At 72.2% G+C, this 19,292-nt stretch carries 15 protein-coding genes; 7 read left to right on the top strand and 8 right to left on the bottom strand.

What is annotated here, in order from left to right:
- The first annotated feature begins 123 nt into the window (after positions 1-123).
- Positions 124-2,088, top strand: coding sequence for a thioredoxin domain-containing protein (locus tag FGE12_RS01830; protein ID WP_153864457.1), 1,965 nt, complete (start codon positions 124-126; stop codon positions 2,086-2,088).
- Between the two features lie 74 nt (positions 2,089-2,162).
- On the opposite strand, the gene FGE12_RS01835 is transcribed toward FGE12_RS01830, so the two are convergent.
- The gene (locus FGE12_RS01835) at positions 2,163-2,549 is read right to left on the bottom strand and encodes a RidA family protein (RefSeq protein WP_153864458.1); all 387 of its coding nucleotides are present in this window, start codon (positions 2,547-2,549) and stop codon (positions 2,163-2,165) included.
- A 171-nt stretch (positions 2,550-2,720) separates the two neighbouring features.
- Between FGE12_RS01835 and FGE12_RS01840 the strand changes: the two genes are divergently transcribed.
- The 3 genes from FGE12_RS01840 to FGE12_RS01850 all read left to right on the top strand — a co-directional run bounded on the left by FGE12_RS01840 (position 2,721) and on the right by FGE12_RS01850 (position 5,882).
- A complete protein-coding gene (locus tag FGE12_RS01840; protein WP_153864459.1) occupies positions 2,721-3,467 on the top strand; it encodes a hypothetical protein in 747 nt (248 codons plus the stop codon).
- Between the two features lie 59 nt (positions 3,468-3,526).
- On the top strand, positions 3,527-4,918 hold the full coding sequence (locus FGE12_RS01845; RefSeq protein WP_153864460.1) for an MFS transporter: 1,392 nt from the start codon (positions 3,527-3,529) through the stop codon (positions 4,916-4,918).
- Between the two features lie 601 nt (positions 4,919-5,519).
- Positions 5,520-5,882: a hypothetical protein gene (locus FGE12_RS01850; protein WP_153864461.1), complete on the top strand. Its 363-nt coding sequence runs from the start codon at positions 5,520-5,522 to the stop codon at positions 5,880-5,882.
- Between the two features lie 63 nt (positions 5,883-5,945).
- On the opposite strand, the gene FGE12_RS01855 is transcribed toward FGE12_RS01850, so the two are convergent.
- Entirely contained in the window at positions 5,946-6,407 is a 462-nt protein-coding gene (locus tag FGE12_RS01855) for a universal stress protein (protein WP_194797470.1), read from the bottom strand.
- A 105-nt stretch (positions 6,408-6,512) separates the two neighbouring features.
- The gene (locus tag FGE12_RS01860; RefSeq protein WP_153864463.1) at positions 6,513-8,747 is read right to left on the bottom strand and encodes a bifunctional (p)ppGpp synthetase/guanosine-3',5'-bis(diphosphate) 3'-pyrophosphohydrolase; all 2,235 of its coding nucleotides are present in this window, start codon (positions 8,745-8,747) and stop codon (positions 6,513-6,515) included.
- A 498-nt stretch (positions 8,748-9,245) separates the two neighbouring features.
- Between FGE12_RS01860 and FGE12_RS01865 the strand changes: the two genes are divergently transcribed.
- Positions 9,246-9,983: an FHA domain-containing protein gene (locus FGE12_RS01865; protein WP_370458852.1), complete on the top strand. Its 738-nt coding sequence runs from the start codon at positions 9,246-9,248 to the stop codon at positions 9,981-9,983.
- 8 nt (positions 9,984-9,991) lie between these two features.
- Here FGE12_RS01865 and FGE12_RS01870 read toward each other — a convergent pair whose 3' ends face one another.
- Complete coding sequence (locus FGE12_RS01870; protein WP_153864465.1) at positions 9,992-11,569, bottom strand: serine/threonine-protein kinase; 1,578 nt, start codon at positions 11,567-11,569, stop codon at positions 9,992-9,994.
- A 152-nt stretch (positions 11,570-11,721) separates the two neighbouring features.
- On the opposite strand from FGE12_RS01870, the gene FGE12_RS01875 reads away from it, so the two are divergent.
- Positions 11,722-12,480, top strand: coding sequence for an FHA domain-containing protein (locus FGE12_RS01875; protein WP_153864466.1), 759 nt, complete (start codon positions 11,722-11,724; stop codon positions 12,478-12,480).
- 51 nt (positions 12,481-12,531) lie between these two features.
- Here FGE12_RS01875 and FGE12_RS01880 read toward each other — a convergent pair whose 3' ends face one another.
- Positions 12,532-12,894, bottom strand: a complete 363-nt coding sequence (locus FGE12_RS01880; RefSeq protein ID WP_194797471.1) for a TraR/DksA C4-type zinc finger protein — start codon at positions 12,892-12,894, stop codon at positions 12,532-12,534.
- A gap of 128 nt (positions 12,895-13,022) precedes the next feature.
- Between FGE12_RS01880 and FGE12_RS01885 the strand changes: the two genes are divergently transcribed.
- A complete protein-coding gene (locus FGE12_RS01885) occupies positions 13,023-13,904 on the top strand; it encodes a diadenylate cyclase (protein ID WP_153864467.1) in 882 nt (293 codons plus the stop codon).
- On the opposite strand, the gene FGE12_RS01890 is transcribed toward FGE12_RS01885, so the two are convergent.
- The 3 genes from FGE12_RS01890 to FGE12_RS01900 are packed head-to-tail and all read right to left on the bottom strand — an operon-like array spanning position 13,901 to position 19,144.
- Complete coding sequence (locus FGE12_RS01890) at positions 13,901-14,455, bottom strand: hypothetical protein (protein WP_153864468.1); 555 nt, start codon at positions 14,453-14,455, stop codon at positions 13,901-13,903. The genes FGE12_RS01885 and FGE12_RS01890 overlap by 4 nt on opposite strands.
- The gene (locus FGE12_RS01895; RefSeq protein ID WP_194797472.1) at positions 14,452-16,680 is read right to left on the bottom strand and encodes a vWA domain-containing protein; all 2,229 of its coding nucleotides are present in this window, start codon (positions 16,678-16,680) and stop codon (positions 14,452-14,454) included. The genes FGE12_RS01890 and FGE12_RS01895 overlap by 4 nt, the downstream gene beginning before the upstream one ends.
- A gap of 16 nt (positions 16,681-16,696) precedes the next feature.
- Positions 16,697-19,144 carry an AAA family ATPase gene (locus FGE12_RS01900; RefSeq protein WP_194797473.1) on the bottom strand — a complete coding sequence of 816 codons (2,448 nt, stop codon included), beginning with the start codon at positions 19,142-19,144 and terminating at the stop codon, positions 16,697-16,699.
- Positions 19,145-19,292 lie beyond the last annotated feature (148 nt).

Below are 19,292 nucleotides of genomic sequence, written 5' to 3' on the forward strand. Positions count from 1 at the left end.
GTCCGGGCGGCTTGCACCGCCGTTTTTCGCCCTGTTAAGTACCGCCGCCCTGCCGACGGGCGGCTCTGTCTTCGGAAGCCGCACGTTGGAACCCGTGAATCACTGAAGGAGTAGACCCGACTTATGAAGCCCAGCGTTCTGGTGGCCCTCCTGGTGGGCCTTGTATTGGGATTTGTGTTCGGCAAGGCCGCCACCGGTCCCAGCAGCGACAGCCCCACCGCCGCCGCGGCCGCCCCCAGCGCCGCCCGCCCCTCGGCGCGGCCCACCAACACCGCCGTGCTGAAGGTGCCGGTGGATGGCGCCCCGGTGCGCGGCCCCGCCGACGCGCTCGTCACGCTGGTGGAGTTCTCCGACTACCAGTGCCCCTTCTGCAGCCGCGCGCACGTCACCGTGCAGCAGCTGGAGAAGCAGTACGCCGGCAAGCTGCGGGTCGTGATGAAGCAGAACCCGCTCTCCTTCCACCCCCGCGCCCGCCCCGCCGCGCTCGCCGCGCTCGCCGCTGGCCAGCAGGGCAAGTACTGGGAGTACCACGACACCCTCTTCGCCAATCAGCGCAACATCGAGGACGCGGACCTCGAGAAGTACGCGGGCCAGGTGGGCCTCGACGTGGCGCGCTGGAAGCGCGACATGCAGGACCCCAAGCTCGCCGAGGTCATCTCGCATGACCAGGCGCAGGCGCAGAAGCTCGGCGCGAGCGGCACCCCGGCCTTCTTCATCAACGGCCGCTTCCTCTCGGGCGCCCAGCCCATCGACAACTTCAAGGCCGTCATCGACGAGGAGCTCACCAAGGCCGAGGCCCTGGTGAAGGCCGGCACCCCGCGCGCCAACGTGTACGCCGCCACCATGGACAAGGCGCAGGACGCGCCCTCCGCCGCTCCCGCGCAGGAGGCCCAGGCCCCGGCGCCCGCCGTGCGCAAGGTCACCTTCCCCGCGGACGCGCCGGTGCGCGGCCCCAAGGCGGCCAAGGTCACCATCGTGGAGTGGTCCGACTTCGAGTGCCCCTTCTGCGGCCGCGTCACCCCCACGCTGAAGCAGATCGAGGAGACCTACGGCAAGGACGTGCGCGTGGTGTTCCGCCACCAGCCCCTGCCCTTCCACCAGAGCGCGAAGCTCGCCGCCGAGGCCTCCATGGCCGCGCACGAGCAGGGCAAGTTCTGGGAGATGCACGACAAGATGTTCTCGAACCAGCGCGCCCTCGACCGCGCGTCCCTCGAGCGCTACGCCCAGGAGATCGGCCTGAACCTGCCCAAGTTCAAGGCGGCGCTGGACAGCGGCAAGTTCCGCAGCCGCGTGGAGCAGGACGCGCGCGACGGCGCCGCGGTGGGCGCCAACGGCACCCCGACCTTCTACGTGAACGGCCGTGAGGTGGTGGGCGCCGTGCCCTTCGCGAACTTCAAGCAGATCATCGACGAAGAGATCGCCAAGGCGGACAAGCTGCTCGCCAGCGGCACCAAGCTCGAGGACGTGTACGAGAAGCTGATGGCCCAGGCCGCCGCGGCCCCCGCCCCCAGCGCTGCTCCCGAGGCCCCCGCTGCGCCCGCCGCGGTGCAGAAGGTGGAGCTCGGCAACGCCCCGGTGAAGGGTGCGAAGAACGCCCCCGTCACCATCGTGGCCTTCTCGGACTTCGAGTGCCCCTTCTGCGGCCGGGTCATCCCCACGCTCAAGCAGATCGAGGACACCTACAAGGGCAAGGTGAAGCTCGCCTTCAAGAACCAGCCCCTGCCCTTCCACCCGAACGCGAAGCCCGCGGCCATGGCCGCCATGGCGGCGAACGAGCAGGGCAAGTTCTGGGAGATGCACGACAAGCTCTTCGCGAACCAGCGCGCGCTGGACCGCGCCTCGCTCGAGCGCTACGCGCAGGAGATCGGCCTGAACATGCCCAAGTTCAAGGCCGCCATGGACTCGAACAAGTTCGAGGCCCAGATCAACGCGGACTCCCAGCAGGGCATGAGCCTGGGCGCCAACGGCACCCCCACCTTCTTCATCAACGGCCGCCAGGTCGTCGGGGCGCTGCCCTTCGACTCCTTCAAGGCCGTGATCGACGAGGAGCTGAGCAAGGCGGGCCCGGTCGCGCGCGACCAGAAGTAGCGCGCTCTCCGGAGCCCTGAAGCACGGAAGGCCGTCGGAGCTCCTCGAGGGGAGCTCCGGCGGCCTTCGCCTTTTCAGGCCACCGCGATCGCGTCGATCTCGACCTTCACGCCGCGCGGCAGCGCCGCCACCTGCACCGTGGCGCGCGCGGGGGGCGGGCCCTTGAAGTAGCGGCCGTACACCTCGTTCACCTTGGTGAAGTCGTTGAGGTCGGTGACGAAGATGCCGCAGCGCACCACGTGGTCGAAGCCGAGGCCCGCGGCCTCGAGCACCGCCTGCAGGTTCTTCATCACCTGCTCGGTCTGCGCCACCACGTCCCCCTCCACGATGTTCATCGTCTTGGGGTCGAGGGGGATCTGCCCGGACAGGAAGGTCATGGTGCCCGCGGGCACCTGCGCTGCCTGCGAGTAGGGGCCGATCGCCTTGGGGGCGTTGTCGGAGTGGATCGTCTTGCGCGCCATTGCGGGACCTCGGAAGGAAGAGGCCGCACCGGGATGAGGCGCGGCCAGGGAGACCCCGGGCTCTAGCACGCTGGCGGCGGGAGGCGAGCGCCGAGATGCGGCGCACGCGCGACGCCCGACGGAGGGAGGGCCCTGGCGGGAGGGGCACCCGTCGCGTTTGAATGTCGTGGCATGCCCGTCTTCCATCTCAATCCCTCTCTGCTCGAGCAGGCGCAGCGCGACCACCGCACCCGCCAGCTTCGCGCCACCTTCTTCACGCTCCCGCTCCTGCTGCTGATCCCGGTCCCCGCCTATCTCCTGACGGGCACCGTGGACCGGACCCTGCTCGCCGTTCTCGGCATCTTCGGCACCTTCCTGATGGCACAGCCGTGGCTCACGGCAGGGAGGGTCCGTGCGCGGCTCGAGCAGCACTTCGAGAGCTACCGCCTCGAGGTGGACGAGGAAGGGCTGGTCCAGCGCAGCACCTTGATGCCCGAGCGGCGCCTTGCCCGCAGTGAAGTAGCGCGCATCCGGGACATCCCCGGGATGGGACTCGTGCTCGCAGGGAGGGGGGCTGGCCTCGCGACCGTGCTCCCCCCCTACCTGGACAGGCCGGACGCGGTGCGCGAGCTGCTCGCTGCGTGGGCACCCCTGGAGCAGAGCAGCGAGCGGGAGGCGCGTCGGAGCACGACCCTCGGTGGGCTTCTGTCACTGCTTGCCGCGCTCGGATGGGTCGCGCTCTGGTTCGGGGTCGGGCTCTTCTCGGACATCCGCCTCGCCATGGCCAGCGGAGCAGCCATGCTCGCCGTGGACGCGTGGTTCCTGCACTTTCTCGCCAAGAATGCCGCGGGCATCAAGCGCGCCCCCATCGTCGCCATGATGGTGCTCGCGGGTCTCTCCGTACCCGCGCGCCTCGTCCTTCACTTCTGGCACGGCTGAGGAGCCGGGCGCAGCGCGGCGCTTGACTCGGCGCATGCCTGCCCGTTGCATCTCATCCCATGGCCCTCTCGACTGAACTGCCCGCGCAGCACGAGCGCATGCCCCCGCAGGCCCGCTACATCGTCGGGACCGAGGGCTGCGAGCGCTTCAGCTACTACGGGATGACCGCCATCCTGGTGCTGTACATGGCCAAGCACCTCGGGTTCGACGAGGTCGAAGCGCGGGAGAAGTACCACTGGTTCAACTTCGGGGCGTACTTCGCCCCGCTGCTGGGCGGCTTCCTCGCGGACCGCTTCCTGGGCCGCTACGCGACCATCCTCTTCGTGTCGCTGGGCTACGTGCTGGGACACGCGCTGCTGGCGGTGGTGCCCGGCAGCCTCGGCCTCTACGTGGGCTGCCTCTTCATCGCCATGGGCGCGGGCGGCATCAAGCCGTGCGTGTCCACCTTCATGGGGGACCAGTTCGGCCCGGAGAAGCAGCACCTGGTGGAGAAGGCGTATGGGTGGTTCTACTTCGCCATCAACGTGGGCTCGGTGCTGGGCGTCCTGCTCATCCCCAAGGTGCTCGACTGGTACGGCCCGCATTGGGCCTTCGGCCTGCCCGGCATCGCGATGGCGCTCGCCCTGCTCGTCTTCTACCTGGGGCGCCGGCAGTACGTGAAGCCGCCACCCACGGGTCCCAACCCCCACGGCTTCCTGCGCGTGTCGTTGGCGGCGCTCGGGGCGAAGCCCGCGCCGGGCCAGTCGCGCCTGGACAGCCTGCGCGGGCGCTTCCCCGCGGAGGCGGTCGACGGCGTCCGTGCAGCCATCCGCATCGTGTTCGTGTTCTCGCTGGTGTCCGTCTTCTGGGCGCTCTACTTCCAGTACGGCTCCAGCTGGACCCTGCAGGCCGACAAGATGGGCCTCGGGCTGCCGGGGGGGATGCGGATGAGCGCAGGCCAGCTCTCCTCGTACGCCTCGGCCTGGGTGCTGGTGCTCATCCCCGTGATGAACCGCCTCTACGACGTCCTGCGCCGGCGCGGGCTCGAGGTGACGCCCCTGCGCAAGATGACCGCAGGGATGTTCATCGCCGCGCTCGCGTTCCTCACCGCGGCGCTCGTCGAGCACCGCATCCAGTCGGGGCACGCACCGCACGCGCTCTGGCAGGGGGTGCAGTACTTCTTCCTCGGCGTGGCCGAGGTGCTCATCTCGGTGACGGGCCTCGAGTTCGCCTTCACCCAGGCGCCGCCGTCCATGAAGAGCGTCATCATGGGCTTCTGGTTCGTGTTCATCGCGGTGGGCAACGCCATCACCGCGCTCGTGCCGCTGTTCGTCCCCTTCACGGGAGTGGCCTACTACCTGTTCTTCTCGGCCCTGATGGTGGTCTTCGCGGTGCTCTTCGCGCTGGTGGCCCGCTGGTACAAGCCGGTGGACTTCACCACCCCGGCCGAGCCGCGCGGGTCGGCGGCGTAAGGGCGAGCCGGCTCGCCTTTCGAGGTCGCAGGCCATGGCCGCGCCGGCTCACCTCGGCGCCAGGTGCCTCGCCGCGCCTGGCTACAAACGCGTTCGCAGGGGCGCGTAGGGCTCGCGGAGCCCCCCTTCACACCTCTCCCGCAGCCCCCCTGGCCCCGGCTTGCCTCACCGGATTGAATGGCAGGCCGCACCGCACGTCCGGACGCTCCGAGTGGAGGTCCGCATGCACAGTCCCCAGTCCTCCCGTGCCCGCCTCTGGAAGGCGTCTGGCCTCGCACTCCTCCTCGCGTCGGGGGTGGCCAGCGCGCAGCCGCTTCGCGCAGGCCCCTTCCTGCGTTGGGACCTGGAGGAGCGACCGGGCGCGTCGGTGCCGCCCCTCGCGCAAGCGGTGTCGGTGAGCTGGTTGGATGCGCACGACCGCGTGCGCTGGACGGTGCGGCTCCCGAGTCGAATGCGCGAGGCGGACCGCGTGCCCAGCGACTGCCGACGCGCCCACGACGGGGCCGCGTGTGCCTCGGAGCTGGAAGCGTACCGCGCCCGGCCCCGTGCCTCACAGCCGCCGTTTGCCATCGGAGTGCTCCGCGACGGTGGGGTCGTCGCAGTGGCCGATGCCACGGGCGTGCTCTTGCTGGACGTGCGTGACGGGAAGGTCCTGCTGGACTGGGAGGCCCCGCGGGACGCCAGCGCGCGCTTCTTCGTGGACGAGGGGCACTTCGCACTCGAGGGAGCGCCGAGCTGCGCCGGCGCGTTCCTGCGGGGTCGCATGCTGCAGCGCTGTGGCTCCCGGCTCGTCTACTTCAACGGCACGGCGGCCGCGCTGCTGCAACTCGCTCCACCCCGCCTGCGAGCGCAGGCCCGCCTGGAGGCCGCTCAGGTCGTCTCGCCGAAGCCGGGCCGCCTTCGGGCGCGCATCCCGTTCGGCAGCCGTACGCTCGTGCTGCAGGGGGTGGTCTACCTGCACTGATGACGGCGCGGGAGGCGGGCACGGAGCGCGCAGCCGGCAGCGCGCGCCGCGCGTTGGGGCGGCCTATGCGTGCTCGGGCTGGCAGGTGAAGACGGGCACCGGGCTGTCCTGCACCACCTGCATCGCAACGCTGCCCACGAAGCGCGAGAGCCCCTTGCGCCGGCCTCGGGTGCCGATCACCACCAGGTCGTAGCCGCCGTCCTTGATGCGCTGGACGATGACCTCGCCAGGCTTGCCCTGCTCGATCTCGTCGTTGCGCACTTCGCGGTCGAAGCCCGCGTCGCGCAGCAGCACCGTCAGCGCGCGCTGCGCGTCGCGCTCGTTGTACGACTCCAGCGTGGAGCCGGGCACGCCCTTGAGCAGCACGGAGACCTCGTCCAGGCCCCGCATCTCGGCCTCCGAGCCCACGTGCAGTACGTCCACCGTGGCGCCGAGCTGCTGCGAGAGAGCGCGCGCGTACTTCAGCGCGCGCTGAGAGGCGACAGAGAAGTCCAGCGGAACCAGGATCTTGTTGACCTTGAACATGGCATTCCCCTCCAGAGGTAGCCGCGGCTGCGGCGGCCCCGACGCTAGCAGCGCCCGCATCCCGGTAGCCACAGGTACCGCGTCCACGGCCTGCGGGCCGCGCGCCTAGATGCGCTCGACGGAGAACACGCCCTGCAGCCCCTCGATGGTGCGGATGAGGTCGGTCAGCTGCTTCAGGTCCGAGATGACCACCTCGAAGGTGTTCACCGCGCGGTCGTCCCCGGTGGCGCGGCAGTTCGCCTGGGAGATGTTCACGCCCTTCTTGCTGAAGGTGTTGGAGATGTCCGCGAGCAGGCCGGGGCGGTCCGCGGTGAGCACGCGCAGGGTGACCGGGCGCTTGAAGGCGCCGCGCACGTCCCAGGCCACGTCCACGCGGCGCTCGGGGTCCGTGGCGAGCGCCTTCTCGCAGCCCACCGTGTGCACCGTGACGCCGCGCCCGCGGGTGATGAAGCCCGCGATGGGGTCTCCGGGCACCGGGTTGCAGCAGCGCCCGAAGCGCACCAGCACGTCGTCCACGCCGCCGATCTGCACCCCGCTGCGGCTCTGCCGGCCCACCAGCTTCTTGGCGAGGTCCGTGACGCGCGAGAACGAGGGCAGCATGCTCGAGGCGCTCGCGCCCGCCCGGTCGCTGCCGGTGGCTGCGGCGCCGGAGGCCTCGTGCCCCGCCCGCTGCTCGTTGACGGCGCTCACCTTCTCGGGCGGCAAGAGCTGCTGCACGATCTGGTGGGGCGCCACCTTCCCGTAGCCCACGGCCACGAGCAGGTCCTCCTCGATGCGGTAGCCGTAGCCCTCGGCCACCTTCTTGAGCTCGCCGCCCTTGAGCAGCTTGTTCAGGTTGAGCGAGTAGCGGCGCAGCTCGCGCTCGGTGAGCTCGCGGCCCAGCTGCAGGCTCTTGTCGCGCTGCTGCTGCTTGATGAAGCCGCGGATGCGCTGCTGGGCGCGGCTCGTCTTGACGAAGGTGAGCCAGTCCTTGCTCGGGTGCGCCTGGGGGCTGGTGAGCACCTCCACCGTGTCCCCGTTCTTCAGCTTGTAGCGCAGCGGGACGATCTTCCCGTTCACCTTGGAGCCCACGCAGCGGCTGCCCACGTCCGAGTGGATGGCGTAGGCGAAGTCCACCGGCGTCGCGCCGCGCGGGAGCGAGCGCACGTCCCCCTTGGGGGTGAAGACGAAGACCTCGTCGGTGAAGAGGTCCACCTTCACCGTCTCGAGGAACTCCTTCGGGTCCTTGAGGTCCTGCTGCCACTCCATCAGCTGGCGCAGCCAGGCGAACTTCTCGTCGTCCTTGGAGACGAGCGCCTTGCCCTCCTTGTAGGCCCAGTGCGCGGCGATGCCCTCCTCCGCGATCTTGTGCATCTCCAGCGTGCGGATCTGCACCTCCACGCGCTCTCCCAGCGGGCCGATGATCGTCGTGTGCAACGACTGGTACATGTTCGGCTTGGGGATGGCGATGAAGTCCTTGAAGCGCCCCGGCACGGGCTTCCACAGCTGGTGCACCAGGCCCAGCGCCTCGTAGCAGCTGGGTACCGTGGGCATGATGATGCGGAAGGCGATGATGTCCGGGATCTGCTCGAACTCGATGCCCGAGCTCTTGATCTTCTTGTAGATGCTGTAGACGTGCTTGAAGCGGCCGCTGACGTCTGCGGTGAGCCCGCGCTCCTGTAGCTTGTCGCGCATGAACTGGCAGACGTCCTCGATGTACTTCTCGCGCTCCTTCTTGCGCTTATCGAGCTTCTCCTTGAGCGCGAAGAAGTCCTGGGGCTTCACGTAGCGGAAGGAGAGGTCCTCCAGCTCCGTCTTCACCCAGCTGATGCCCAGCCGGTTCGCCAGCGGCGCGTAGATGTCCAGCGTCTCCTGCGCGATGCGGACCTGCTTCTCCTCGGCCATGTGATCCAGCGTCCGCATGTTGTGCGTGCGGTCCGCCAGCTTCACGAGGATGACGCGAATGTCCTGCGCCATCGCGATGATCATCTTGCGGAAGTTCTCCGCCTGCTTCTCCTCCTGCGAGAGGCTCGCCGAGGCGCTGAACTTGGACAGCTTGGTGACGCCGTCCACCAGCTGCGCCACCTCGGGGCCGAACAGGTCGGTGATCTCCGTGGAGGTGGCGAGCGTGTCCTCGATGGTGTCGTGCAGGAGCCCCGTGACGATGGAGGCCTCGTCCAGCTTCAGCTCCGCGAGGATTCCGGCCACCTCGAGCGGGTGGATGAGGTAGGGCTCGCCGGACTTGCGCAGCTGCCCCTGGTGCACCTTGGCGGAGTAGACGTACGCCTTCTTGATGATGTCGAGGTCGGGGTCCGGATGGTACGAAGCCACCCGCTGGAGGATGTCGTTCAGGCGAATCATCGAGGCGTCTGGCAATCGTAACTGTGCGAGACAGGGGGGGCAACGACCGCCATCATCGCGCGCGTTGACCCGGTGTTTTCCCACCCCCTAGAGTCGGCCGTTCCCATGTCACAGCTCCTGCTGTCCTCACTCGCCGTCGTCTGCCCGAACTGTGACGGGTACAACCCTCCGCAGAGCGCTGCCTGCCAGGCGTGTGGCACGTCGCTGGGCGCCCCCGCGCGGGGTGCCCCGGCGGCCGTCTCCACCTTCCCCAAGGCCGGCGAGGCCCCGCGCCCCACCCGCCCGCCGGAGAGCGTGCCTCCCGGGCTGCGCCCGTCCGCCCGCACCCCGCCTCCGGCGCCCTCGGGCCTGGCGACCGTTCCCCCGCGCGCTCCGGCACCCGCCGCGCCGCCTCCGCGCACCGCCAGCGCCGCCGGAGTGCCCGCCTCGCCGCCGCGCACCGCCAGCTCCCCGGCGGCCCCGACGGCTGCCCCCCCGCGCACGGCGAGCGCCGCAGGCGTGCCCGCGGCCCCTGCCCCGCTCGTCGGTCGCGCCCTCACCCCGCCTGCGGCCCGCACGGGGCTGGCCCCAGCCGGGACTGCGGCGGCCGCGCCCAAGTTCGGGCTCGCCGTGCTGGCAGGCGCCTCCCGGGGCCAGCGCTACCGGCTGCCGCTCACCGGCTGTGTGGTGGGCCGCACTCGGGGTGCGCTGCTGCTCGCCGAGGACCCCTACGTCTCGCCCCTGCACGCCACCTTCGTGGTGAAGGACGGCGCGCTCTTCGTGCGCGACGAGTCCAGCACCTCCGGCGTCTACGTCACCATCGCCGGCACGGAGAGCCTCGCCCCGCACGGGCTCTTCGCCGTGGGCCAGCGGGCCTTCCGCTACGTCGGGCTGCTCGAGGCCCCGCCGCCCCTGGCCGGGCGCCCCCTGGTGTACGGCGCGCCGGTGCCCTCGGGCCAGGCGCTCTACGCGGTGGAGGAGGTGCTGGTGGGCGGGCGTCCCGGCCGCGCCGTCACCACCGCGGGCCCCATGCTCACCGTGGGGCAGACCCACTGCGACCTCTCCTATCCCCAGGACGAGTCGCTCGCGGTGCGCCACTGTGAGCTCAGCCCGCATCCCTCGGGCGCCACGCTGCGCGACCTGTCCGGCGGGCTGGGCACCTACGTGCGCATCCCCCCGCTCACCGAGCGCCCGCTGCGCGCGGGCGACCGGGTGCGGATGGGACAGCACGTGCTGCAGGTGGAGCTGCTCGGCTAGGGGCTCTGTTAGGGCCCTGTGGGGCTCGCCTGGGGCTCCGCCGAGACGTCCGACATGGCCTGCTCGATGTAGCGGCGGGCGTGCGAGTCGCTCGCGTCGCGCAGGTGGCGCTGCCACCAGCCGCGCGCCTCCGCCGTCGCATCGCGCTGCCAGGCGAGCTCACCGAGCTTCAGCGCGAGCTCCGGATCCGGATCCAGCCGGAAGGCCTCGCGGTAGCGCTGGGCCGCCACGTCGAGCTGGCCGTGCTCGTGCGCCGTGTCGCCCGCCTGCGCGAGCTGCTGGGCGCGCGCCGGGTCGCGCGCATCGAGCGGCACCTCGAGCGCGTAGAGCGGCTCCCCGGCGGCCGCGGGCCCTGCGGCCGCGACCTCGGCCGCGGGCGCCACGGCGGCGGGTGCCGGGGGCCTCACCCACCCCTGCAGCGCGTAGCCGGCCACCGCGAGCGCGGCCACGACCAGGGCGCCCGTGAGCACCTTGAAGCCGAGCAGGCTGCGGCCTCCGGCGGCGGTCGCCGGACGAGGCGCAGGCTCGGGCGCGCGAAGCGCCACGGGCCGCGTGGAGGCGAAGCTGGCCGCCTGCGGGGCCGTGGGCGGGGCGGGCGTGGTGAGCAGCAGCGGGCGCGGAGCGGGCGTGCCCACGGCCTCCTGCTGCAGCGCGCGCAGCTCCTCGCGGAAGGCCTCGGCGCTCTGCGGACGCAGCTCGGGGTCCTTGGCGAGCGCGCGCAGGATGAGCTGCTCGAGCCCCGTGGACACGCGCACGCCGGGGCGGCGCTGGCTCGGCGGCGGCGGCACCTCGGTGAGGTGCTTGGTGGCGAAGCCCACGGCGGAGTCGGAGTCGAAAGGGAGCAGCCCCGTCACCAGCTGGTAGAGGATGACGCCCACCGCGTAGAGGTCCGAGCGCGCGTCCAGCGTCGCGCCACGGGCCTGCTCCGGGGACATGTACTCGGGCGTGCCGCACACGAAGCCGGCGCGGGTGAGCGCGGGGCCGTCGCTGTCGCCCGCCTCCTGGATCTTCGCGATGCCGAAGTCGAGCACCTTCACGAAGTCCGGCGCGTTGCGCCGTTGCTCCACCATGATGTTCTCGGGCTTCAGGTCCCGGTGGATGACGCCCGCGATGTGCGCGTCGCCCAGCGCCGAGAGCACCTGCGCCACGATGCGCACGATGCGCGCCTCGGGCAGCGGCCACTCGGTGCTGAGCACCTGGTGCAGGTCCTTGCCGGAGACGAACTCCATCGCGATGAAGAAGGCGCCGTCCTCGGCCTGGCCGAAGTCCAGCACGTTGATGGAGTTGGGGTGGTTGAGGCGGCTCGCGGCGCGCGCCTCGCGCTGGAAGCGCGCCACGGTGCGCTCGTCCGACATCAGCGACTGGCGCAGCACCTTGAGCACCACCGGCTTGTCCAGCGCGAACTGGCGGGCGCGGTACACCTTGCCCATGCCGCCCTCGCCGATCAGCGCCTCCACCCGGTACTTCTGGGCGACGATCCGGCCCTCGTACGCATCGCTCGGCGCGCTGCGCGCCAGGGTGATGCCGCAGGCGGGACAGAACTTGGAGCTCTCGCCGGCGTCGACGCCGCAGGAGGGGCAGAGCAAGGGGGGACCTTCCGGGGTGGGCCCGTCGCAGCGGGCGGGGAAATTTCGCACGTCCCCCCTCCCCGCCACAAGCAGCCGACCGGTGCGGAAGCGAGCGCTCCCCGCGCGTCCTTGATATGACGCGCCCCAGCCCCCTGCTGCTCCCCGGCGCCATGACCCACTGCCCCCGCTGCAACGCCCAGAACCTCCCGGACGCCTCCACCTGCATCGCCTGCGGCAGCCCCCTGCGCGCGGCCGGCACCCTGGTGATGCAGGCCGCCGGCGCCGGGGCGCGCCCGCGCGTGTCCCTGCGCGTGGTGCGCGCGGACGGGGGCACCGAGCAGGTGCTCGCGATGCAGAAGGACATGCTCACCTGCGGGCGGCACGCGGACCTCTCCCTGCCGGACGACCCCTTCATCCTCCCCGTGCAGGCGCGCTTCTTCTTCGCGGGCCCCCGGCTCGCGGTGGAGGACGTGGGCGGAGCGAACGGCGTCTTCGTGCGCCTGCGCCAGGAGCGCGAGCTGGGCACGGGCGGAGAGCTGCGCGTGGGGCGCCAGCGCCTGGTGCTCGAGCCCGTGCCCGCGGCCTCGCCCGGGCCGGGAGGCACCCAGGTGTGGGGCTCGCCGGACGCGGGCTACCGGTTCCGGCTTGTGCAGATGCTCGAGGGGGGCGTGCGCGGCGCGGCCTTCCCGCTCAAGGACGGGGAGAACCTGCTGGGGCGCGAGGCGGGCGACCTCACCTTCCCCACCGACGGCTTCGTCTCCGGGCGCCACGCGCTGCTCACCGTCCGCCAGGAGCGCGTCGTGGTGCGGGACGTGGGCTCGTCCAACGGCACCTTCGTGAGGGTCATCGCGCCCTCGTTCGTGGAGCACGGCGACCAGTTCCTCATCGGGCGGCAGCTGCTGCGCGTGGAGCTGCAGCCGGCCGCCTAGGGGGCTCGGGCCCGGGCAGCTGCCCGGGCCGGCCTTCCTGCGGGACTGCGACTACCCGTAGGACTTCTCCTTCTTCTCCTGCTCCTCCTTGCAGCGGATGCAGAGGGTCGTCACCGGGCGCGCCTCGAGGCGCTTCTGGGCGATGTCCTCCTCGCAGCGCTCGCAGATGCCGAAGGTGCCGTCCTCGATGCGGGCGAGCGCCTTCTCGATCTTCTTGAGCAGGAACTTCTCGCGGTCCCGCAGGCGGAACACCATGGACTGCGCGTACTCGGACGAGGCGAGATCGATCTCGTCGGGCAGGTCGTCCGTGTCGAAGTTGGACTCCTCCACCAGAGTCTTCTTCGCGCTCTCGAGCAGGCTCGTCTTGCTGTCCTCGAGCATCTTCTTGTAACGCTTGAGATCTTTCTGATTCACGACCGCGGCTCCGGTGTGGAGAGTAGAAAAACGCCTTCGACCTCTAAAAAAAGGCCGGAAAGCTTTATTCAGACTGCTGCAGGTGTCAAGGTGACCCGCACCCAGCAGGCAGCCAGGGGAGGGAGCGCATGAACGATCTTTCGAAGTTCGACCGCGAGTTCCTCCGCAACGCCCTCTCGCTCGCAGCCAAGAGCGACGTCGACCACTTCCTCTATATCTGCGACCAGCCGATTCCCGCTGACGATTTGCGGGGTCGCTCGATGAGAAAGAAGCTGGTGTACGCCGTCACCCTGGAGGCCATCGCGCACGAGCAGCGCGCCAAGGGCCTGCGCGCGCTCGTCATTCCGGCCTACGACTACTCCCGCGTGGAGCGCGTGAAGGTGGCGCTCGTCTCCGCGCTCTCCCAGGGGGCCTTCAAGGAGGGGGAGCTCATCCTCTGCATGACAGGCCGGGTGGGCCGCCCGCCGGACACCCTGATGCAGATGCGCATCGGCGGCAGCCTGGACGACCGGGTGACCATCGAGGGCGTGAAGCTGGGCGAGGAGTTCAACTCCCAGGTGGTGGATGCCCTCATCCAGCTCGCGCTGCAGATCGGCCAGGAGGGCTTCGAGGGCCATCCCATCGGCACCATCATCACCATCGGCGACCACAACTCCGTCCTGGAGAAGAGCCGCCAGATGACCATCAACCCCTTCCAGGGACTCTCCGAGGCCGAGCGCAACGTGCTCGACCCGAAGATCCGCGAGGCGATCAAGAACTTCTCCGTCCTCGACGGCGCCTTCGTCATCCGCGAGGACGGCGTGGTGCTCTCCGCCGGCCGCTACCTCTCCGCCGCGGACGAGGGCGTGAAGATCCCCCTCGGGCTCGGGGCGCGCCACGCCGCGGCCGCGGGCATCACCTCCACCACCAAGTGCGTGGCGCTCGTCGTGAGCCAGACCTCGGGCGCGGTGCGGCTCTTCAAAAACGGCAGCATCCTGCTCGAGCTGCACCAGACGGCACGCCGCACCTAGCGGCGCTGCTCCTCGCGGTAGAGCTCGGCGAGCGCGTGCGCGCGCTCCACCTCGTCCCGTGCGGCGTCCAGCGCCACCCGGTGCTCGAAGCGCTCGCCCGGCAGCCGCAGCGCCTCCTGCACCAGCTCCCCTGCGCGCAGGCGCAGCGCCGCGTCCTCGCGCTCGCGCCGCAGCGCGCCCAGGCGCTCCTCGAGCGAGCGCGCGGCGGCCACCAGCACCTCGGCATCCGCCTCCACCCGCGCGAGCGCTGCCCGTGCCGCCCTGCCCTCCTCCTCCGAGCGCGCCCGGTCCGCGTGCAGCACCTGGGCCGCCCGGTCATCGCCCCGGCGCCTGGCGTCGTCCGCGCGGCCATCGAGCTCGCGCAGGTGCGCCGCGGCGCGCTCGGCGCTGCGGCGCAGCTCGCCCTGCAGCGCGAGGAGCGCGGCGGCGGCACGGCGCACCCGCGCCGCCTCCTGCTCGAGCTCGCCGAGGACCCGGTCGTAGGTCGCGAGCGGATCCGGAGCCGCGCGGGCCCTGCGCTTTCGCCACCAGTCGAAGAGCACGCGTCTCATACCCTGGGCCCTCCGAGCGGTGCGCACAGCAGGCGCACCCGGGCAAGGGCCTCGCGCACGGGCGGGCCTCCCGCCGCCAGGGCCTCCAGGTACGCCTCGGCGGGGAGCCCGTAGAGCTGCAGCAGGTGGCGCAGCAGCAGCTGACTCTCCCGCGCGCGCTCGGCCGCCCCCGTGAGCGAGGCCACCTCCGCCACCGCCCCGAGGATGTCCGCCACCCGTTCGTCCCGCAGCGGTTCCTGCCGGAGGCGCCCTGTTGCATCCGGGTGCTCGGGGAAGAGCGCGGCGAATGACACCTCCAGGACCACGGGCATCCGGGGAGCCTCGCGGGTGGCAAGGGCCTCCAGCGCTTCGAGATGGGGGGCGAGCGCCTCCAGGGCCTCCGCACCGACCGCCACGTCCTGCGGCAGCAGCGTGCGCCAGGGCGAGGAGAAGGCGCCCTGCGCCCAGGCGAGGTCCGCGTCCGAGAGCGGCTGGTAGAAGGCGCGGGCCCCCTGCTCGCGCTGCTCGCGTACGAGCGCGCGCAGATCCGGGTTCTCCTGCCCGAGCGAGATGACGCTCAGGGCGATGTCGACGCGGCCGAGCGGAGCGCGCACGCGCCGCAGCAGCTCCAGGTCCACGCGGTCCTCACCGTCGGTCACCAGCACCAGCGTCGCATGGGCCAATCGCGCGTCCTTCGCCCGGGCGCTGCGCAGAGACTCGAAGGCGGAGACGAGCGCGGCGGTGATGTTCGTCTGTCCCTGCGCGGGGGAGCTCGCGAAGAGCCGCTCCATCTGCCGGGTGGCCTCGGCCGCGCTGTCCACCCGCACGAGCTCGCCGGGTGCCTCGTCGAAGAGGGTGAAGAGCACCGGGTCGAAGGGCTGGCGGTGCAGCGCGCGCTGGCGCAGGTGCGCGAGCTCCGAGAGCAGCAGTGCGTCGCGCAGGCGCGCTCGCGCTCCCTGCATCGAGCCCGAGGCATCGCAGACGTAGACGCGCACCGCCGAGCGCTCGCGAGGGGCAGGCTCCGCGGGCTCCTCGAACCACGCGCGCACCGGCTGCGCGTGCGCGGCGAGATCCACCAGCACGCGGCGCGGGTCCTGGATGACGAAGGAGGCGACCTCGCCCGGGTCTCCCGTGGTGTCGAAGCCCAGCCGCGCGGTCGGATAGGGCACCCGCCGCGGCGCCGAGCGCGGCGCCCCGGCGAGGACCTGCGAGAGCGACTCCGGCGCCTGGACGTCGAAGAAGTGCGCACTGCCGGCCGCGAGCTGCAGGAGCGCGAGGCGCTCCGGGTCCAGGCCATACGCCACGGCCGCGAGCGACCCACCTCCGGCTTCGCCCCACAGCCCGAGCGGCTCCCACTCAGCACGCTCGACGAGCCCGGCGAGGGCCTCGGGCTCGGGGAGCAGCGCCTCGAGCGCGGGTCGCACCGCGCCCGCGAGGCCCTCCTCCCCTGCTTCCAGTGCCCGCTCGTAGAGGCCTCGCAGCAAGCCGTAGGCGCGCTGTGGGTCTCGCAGCGTGGCGCCGCGCACCTCGCGCAGCAGTGCCGCCAGGCTGCGCACTGCGGGCGCTTCCGCGAGCCGCTCTCGCGCCTGCGCCACCTCCCACCGGAGCGCGAGGGTGCGCTCGCGCTCGGCCTCAGTGCCCAGGTGCAGCAGCAGCTCGTGGGCGAGCGTGAGGTCTCTTCGCCGCGCTTCCACATCCAGCGGCTCGGCGCGGGCGCGCTCGTAGAGGTACTCGGCTGCCGCAAGCCGTGCCGCCGCGGGAGCGCCCGTGCGCCACGCAGGTGCCGCACGCGGGAGCAGGCCCAGGGCTCGGTCCTGCGGGTGGCGGTCCCCCGCGAAGACCTCGGCCACGCGCAGCACGCGCGAGAGTTGCACGAGGCCGCGTCCGAGCGCGAGCGAGGCGCCCGGAGCGAGCGCCCCGGAGCGCCACGCTCGCTCTGCCCAGCCCAGCTCCCGCTCGAACTCGATGAAGGCCTCGTCCGCGCGCGCTGCGAGCCCCTGCGCGAGCGCCCCGGCGCGGCCGCGCTGCACGCCCAGGCGATGCAATAGTCGAGCGTCCGCGAGCGTCAGCACGCCCACGCGGTTCAGGTCCCGGTCCAACGCCTCCAGCACCGGCAGCTGCAGGGTCAGCTCCCCCCTCTGCCAACGCCTCCGCACCCACCCCAGGAGCCCCGTGCGCCGCGGAGGCTCGGCGCCGAGCGCATCGAGGCGGCGGCGCAGCCGCTCGAGCCGGGAGGCGCGGTCCACCCTCAGCGCCCTCCGCTCATGGCGCCGCTCCCCGCTCGAGGAGCGCCTGCGCGAGCTGCTCGAAGGCGCCCTGCAAGGACTCGAGGCGCGCACGCAGCGGCGCCGCCCGCGCAGCCTCCCCCTCGGCCTCGAGCAGGGCGAGCGCCGAGCCCAGCCGGGCGAGCTCTCCGTCGCGCAGCAGCAACTGGGGGAAGCGACTGTGGATGAGGACGTCGAAGCTCGCGACGGCCTCGCGGCGATTCGAGGGGGCCGCGGGGAGCGCCTCCCTCAGTCGGCCGAACCAGGCCTCGAGGCTGGCCACCCGTGCCTCGAGCTCCTCGTGCAGCGCCCGGGAGAGCTGTGCGCCCACCTCAGCGTCGATCGGCAGGTACGCGCGCACCGCCGGGAGCGCCGCGAGCTCGCGGGCCGCAGGCCCCTCGGCGAAGGCGTCGCGGTAGCGCGAATACGCGAGCCCCTCCCGCGCCTCACTCCCGGAGGGCGTGAGCGCCGGCGGAGCCTGCAGCGTCTGCACGTGGGCGAGCAGGTGCGGACCCAGAACGTGGGCGCAGCCGCCCAGGAGCTCTGTCGGTTCGAGCCCCCAGCGCCGCAGCGACTGCGCGAGCGCACGCAGGTGCTGCTCCAGCTCGCCGAGCTGCCCAAAGACTACGCCCGCGAGTGCGGCCTCCACCTTTGCGCGCGCGAGCGGCGCGAGCAGCCGCGCCGTGAGCCCCTGTTGTCCGGGGGCGAGCGCGACGAGGGCCGCCTCCAGGGCGTGGAGCTGAGCCACTGCCTCATCGAGGGAGGACTGCTCCGCGGGCGCTTCGAAGAGCGCCGGAGCACACCGGGCGAGGGCTGACGCCGCCTCCTCGCGGACGCGCTGCTCGCACCGCGCGAGCCGGGCCTGCACGGCCTCGGGCAGTGTGCGCCGACTCTCGCGCAACCGCTCGAGCTCGGCAGCGAGCTCACGGGCGCGCAGGGCAAGCTGGGCGAGCGAGCGTCGCGACTCGAAGGCCGCTCCCTGCGCCGCAGCGCCTGCGCCGGAAAGTGCCGCCTCCAGCGCGCGCTCCAGCGCAGCGGCAAGCGGTGCCCGCTCCGCCGCGAGCTCCGGCGCCCTCTGCGCGAGCCCGAGGGCGCGCGCTCCGGCAGCGAGCACGTCGCCACCCGGTTGCGGGCGCGCGAGCGCCTCGCGCGCCGCGGAGAGCAGGGCCCGCGCCGCCTCCAGGAGGGGCGCGCGGTTCTCCGCGTAGCGTGGTCCCGGGACGAGCCGGGCCTCCAGCGTGGCGGCGAGCGCCGTGGCCGCACCCGGCTCGAAGCTGCGCGCGATGGCGTCCGCCGCCTCCTGCGCTGCGAGGCCATGCAGCGCGCGAGCCTCGCGCGCGGGCCCCTCTCCCAGGGCGGCGCGCACGTGGGCCAGCGCCTCGTCGAAGGCGCGGTGCTCCAGGCGCACCCGCTCGAGCTGGGCGCGCTCGCGCGCATCGATGCGGCCCTCGCGCAGCAGCGCCTCGACGCCCTCGGGAGGAGGCCCGCCCAGCAGGAAGTAGGCGCGCAGCGACTCGAGGTCCTCGAAGCCCGCGACGCGCGCACGCTCCGGCCGGTGCAGCGCGCAGTCGCGCACCACGGCCGCGCGCAGCACCCACAGCGCCTTCACGAGCGAGCGCTGCGAGAAGGTCTTGGTGGGCAGCAGCTCGGGCAGCTGCGCGGTGCGCGCCGCGAGCAGCCGCTCCAGCTCCTCCGCGAGGTGCTCGAGCGCCTCGAGCACCGGCGGAGGCACCGCGACCCGCTCCGCCTCCTCCTGCAGCAGGGCGAGCTGCTGCAGCGTGAGGGACGCGTGCAGCCGGGGCTGAGGGCCCTCGGAGGCGCGCTGCAGCAGCGTGGCCCGGCTGTCCGGGCGCACGAAGGTGCGCGGCACGAAGGAGACGAAGCCGATGCGGTCGGCGAAGGCGAGCAGCAGCTCCGGCGAGCGCGCCAGCACCTCGGAGAGGTAGCGGTTGCTCGTCATCAGCACGGACTGCGTGCGTCCCACGGCGATGCTGCGGCCCTGCTTCAGCTCGCGCTCGTAGAGCGCGTTGAGGATGGCGCGCAGGAGCATGTCCCGGCCGTCGAACACCTCGTCGAGGAAGGCGTGGGTGGCGCCCAGCATCCCCTCCTCCACCAGGTGCCGGGTGCGCCCCGTCTCGGTGAGCACCTTGAAGTCCACGGGCCCCACCAGGTCCGTCTGCACCGTGCTCTCGGAGAGCTGCTTCGCGAAGAGCGAGGGCGCCCCCGTCTCCCCGTCCACGATGCGCCCGAGCACCGCGGCGCACAGCGCGCTCTTCGCCGTGCCCGGGGGGCCCACCACCAGCACGTGCTCGCGCGAGAGCAGCGCGAGCTCCACCTGGGTGAAGAGCGCCTCGCGCTCGAGGTAGAGCGCGCGCAGCTCCGCGAAGTACGCGCGAAAGGCGCGGGCGGCCTGCTCGAAGCTCGGTGCGGGGGGCGTGGGCGTCACGGGGGCTCGGGCACAAGGCTAATGCGCCCTCTGCGCCCGGGCAGCGCGCTTCCCCGCGCGCCGTCCGGCCATGAACGCCCGTGAAACGGCACGAGGGCCGGGGCACCCCGCTGTGGGAGGTGCGCCGGCCCTCGGGCCTACGACTCAG

This window comes from Aggregicoccus sp. 17bor-14, from assembly GCF_009659535.1.
Taxonomy (GTDB): Bacteria; Myxococcota; Myxococcia; order Myxococcales; family Myxococcaceae; genus Aggregicoccus.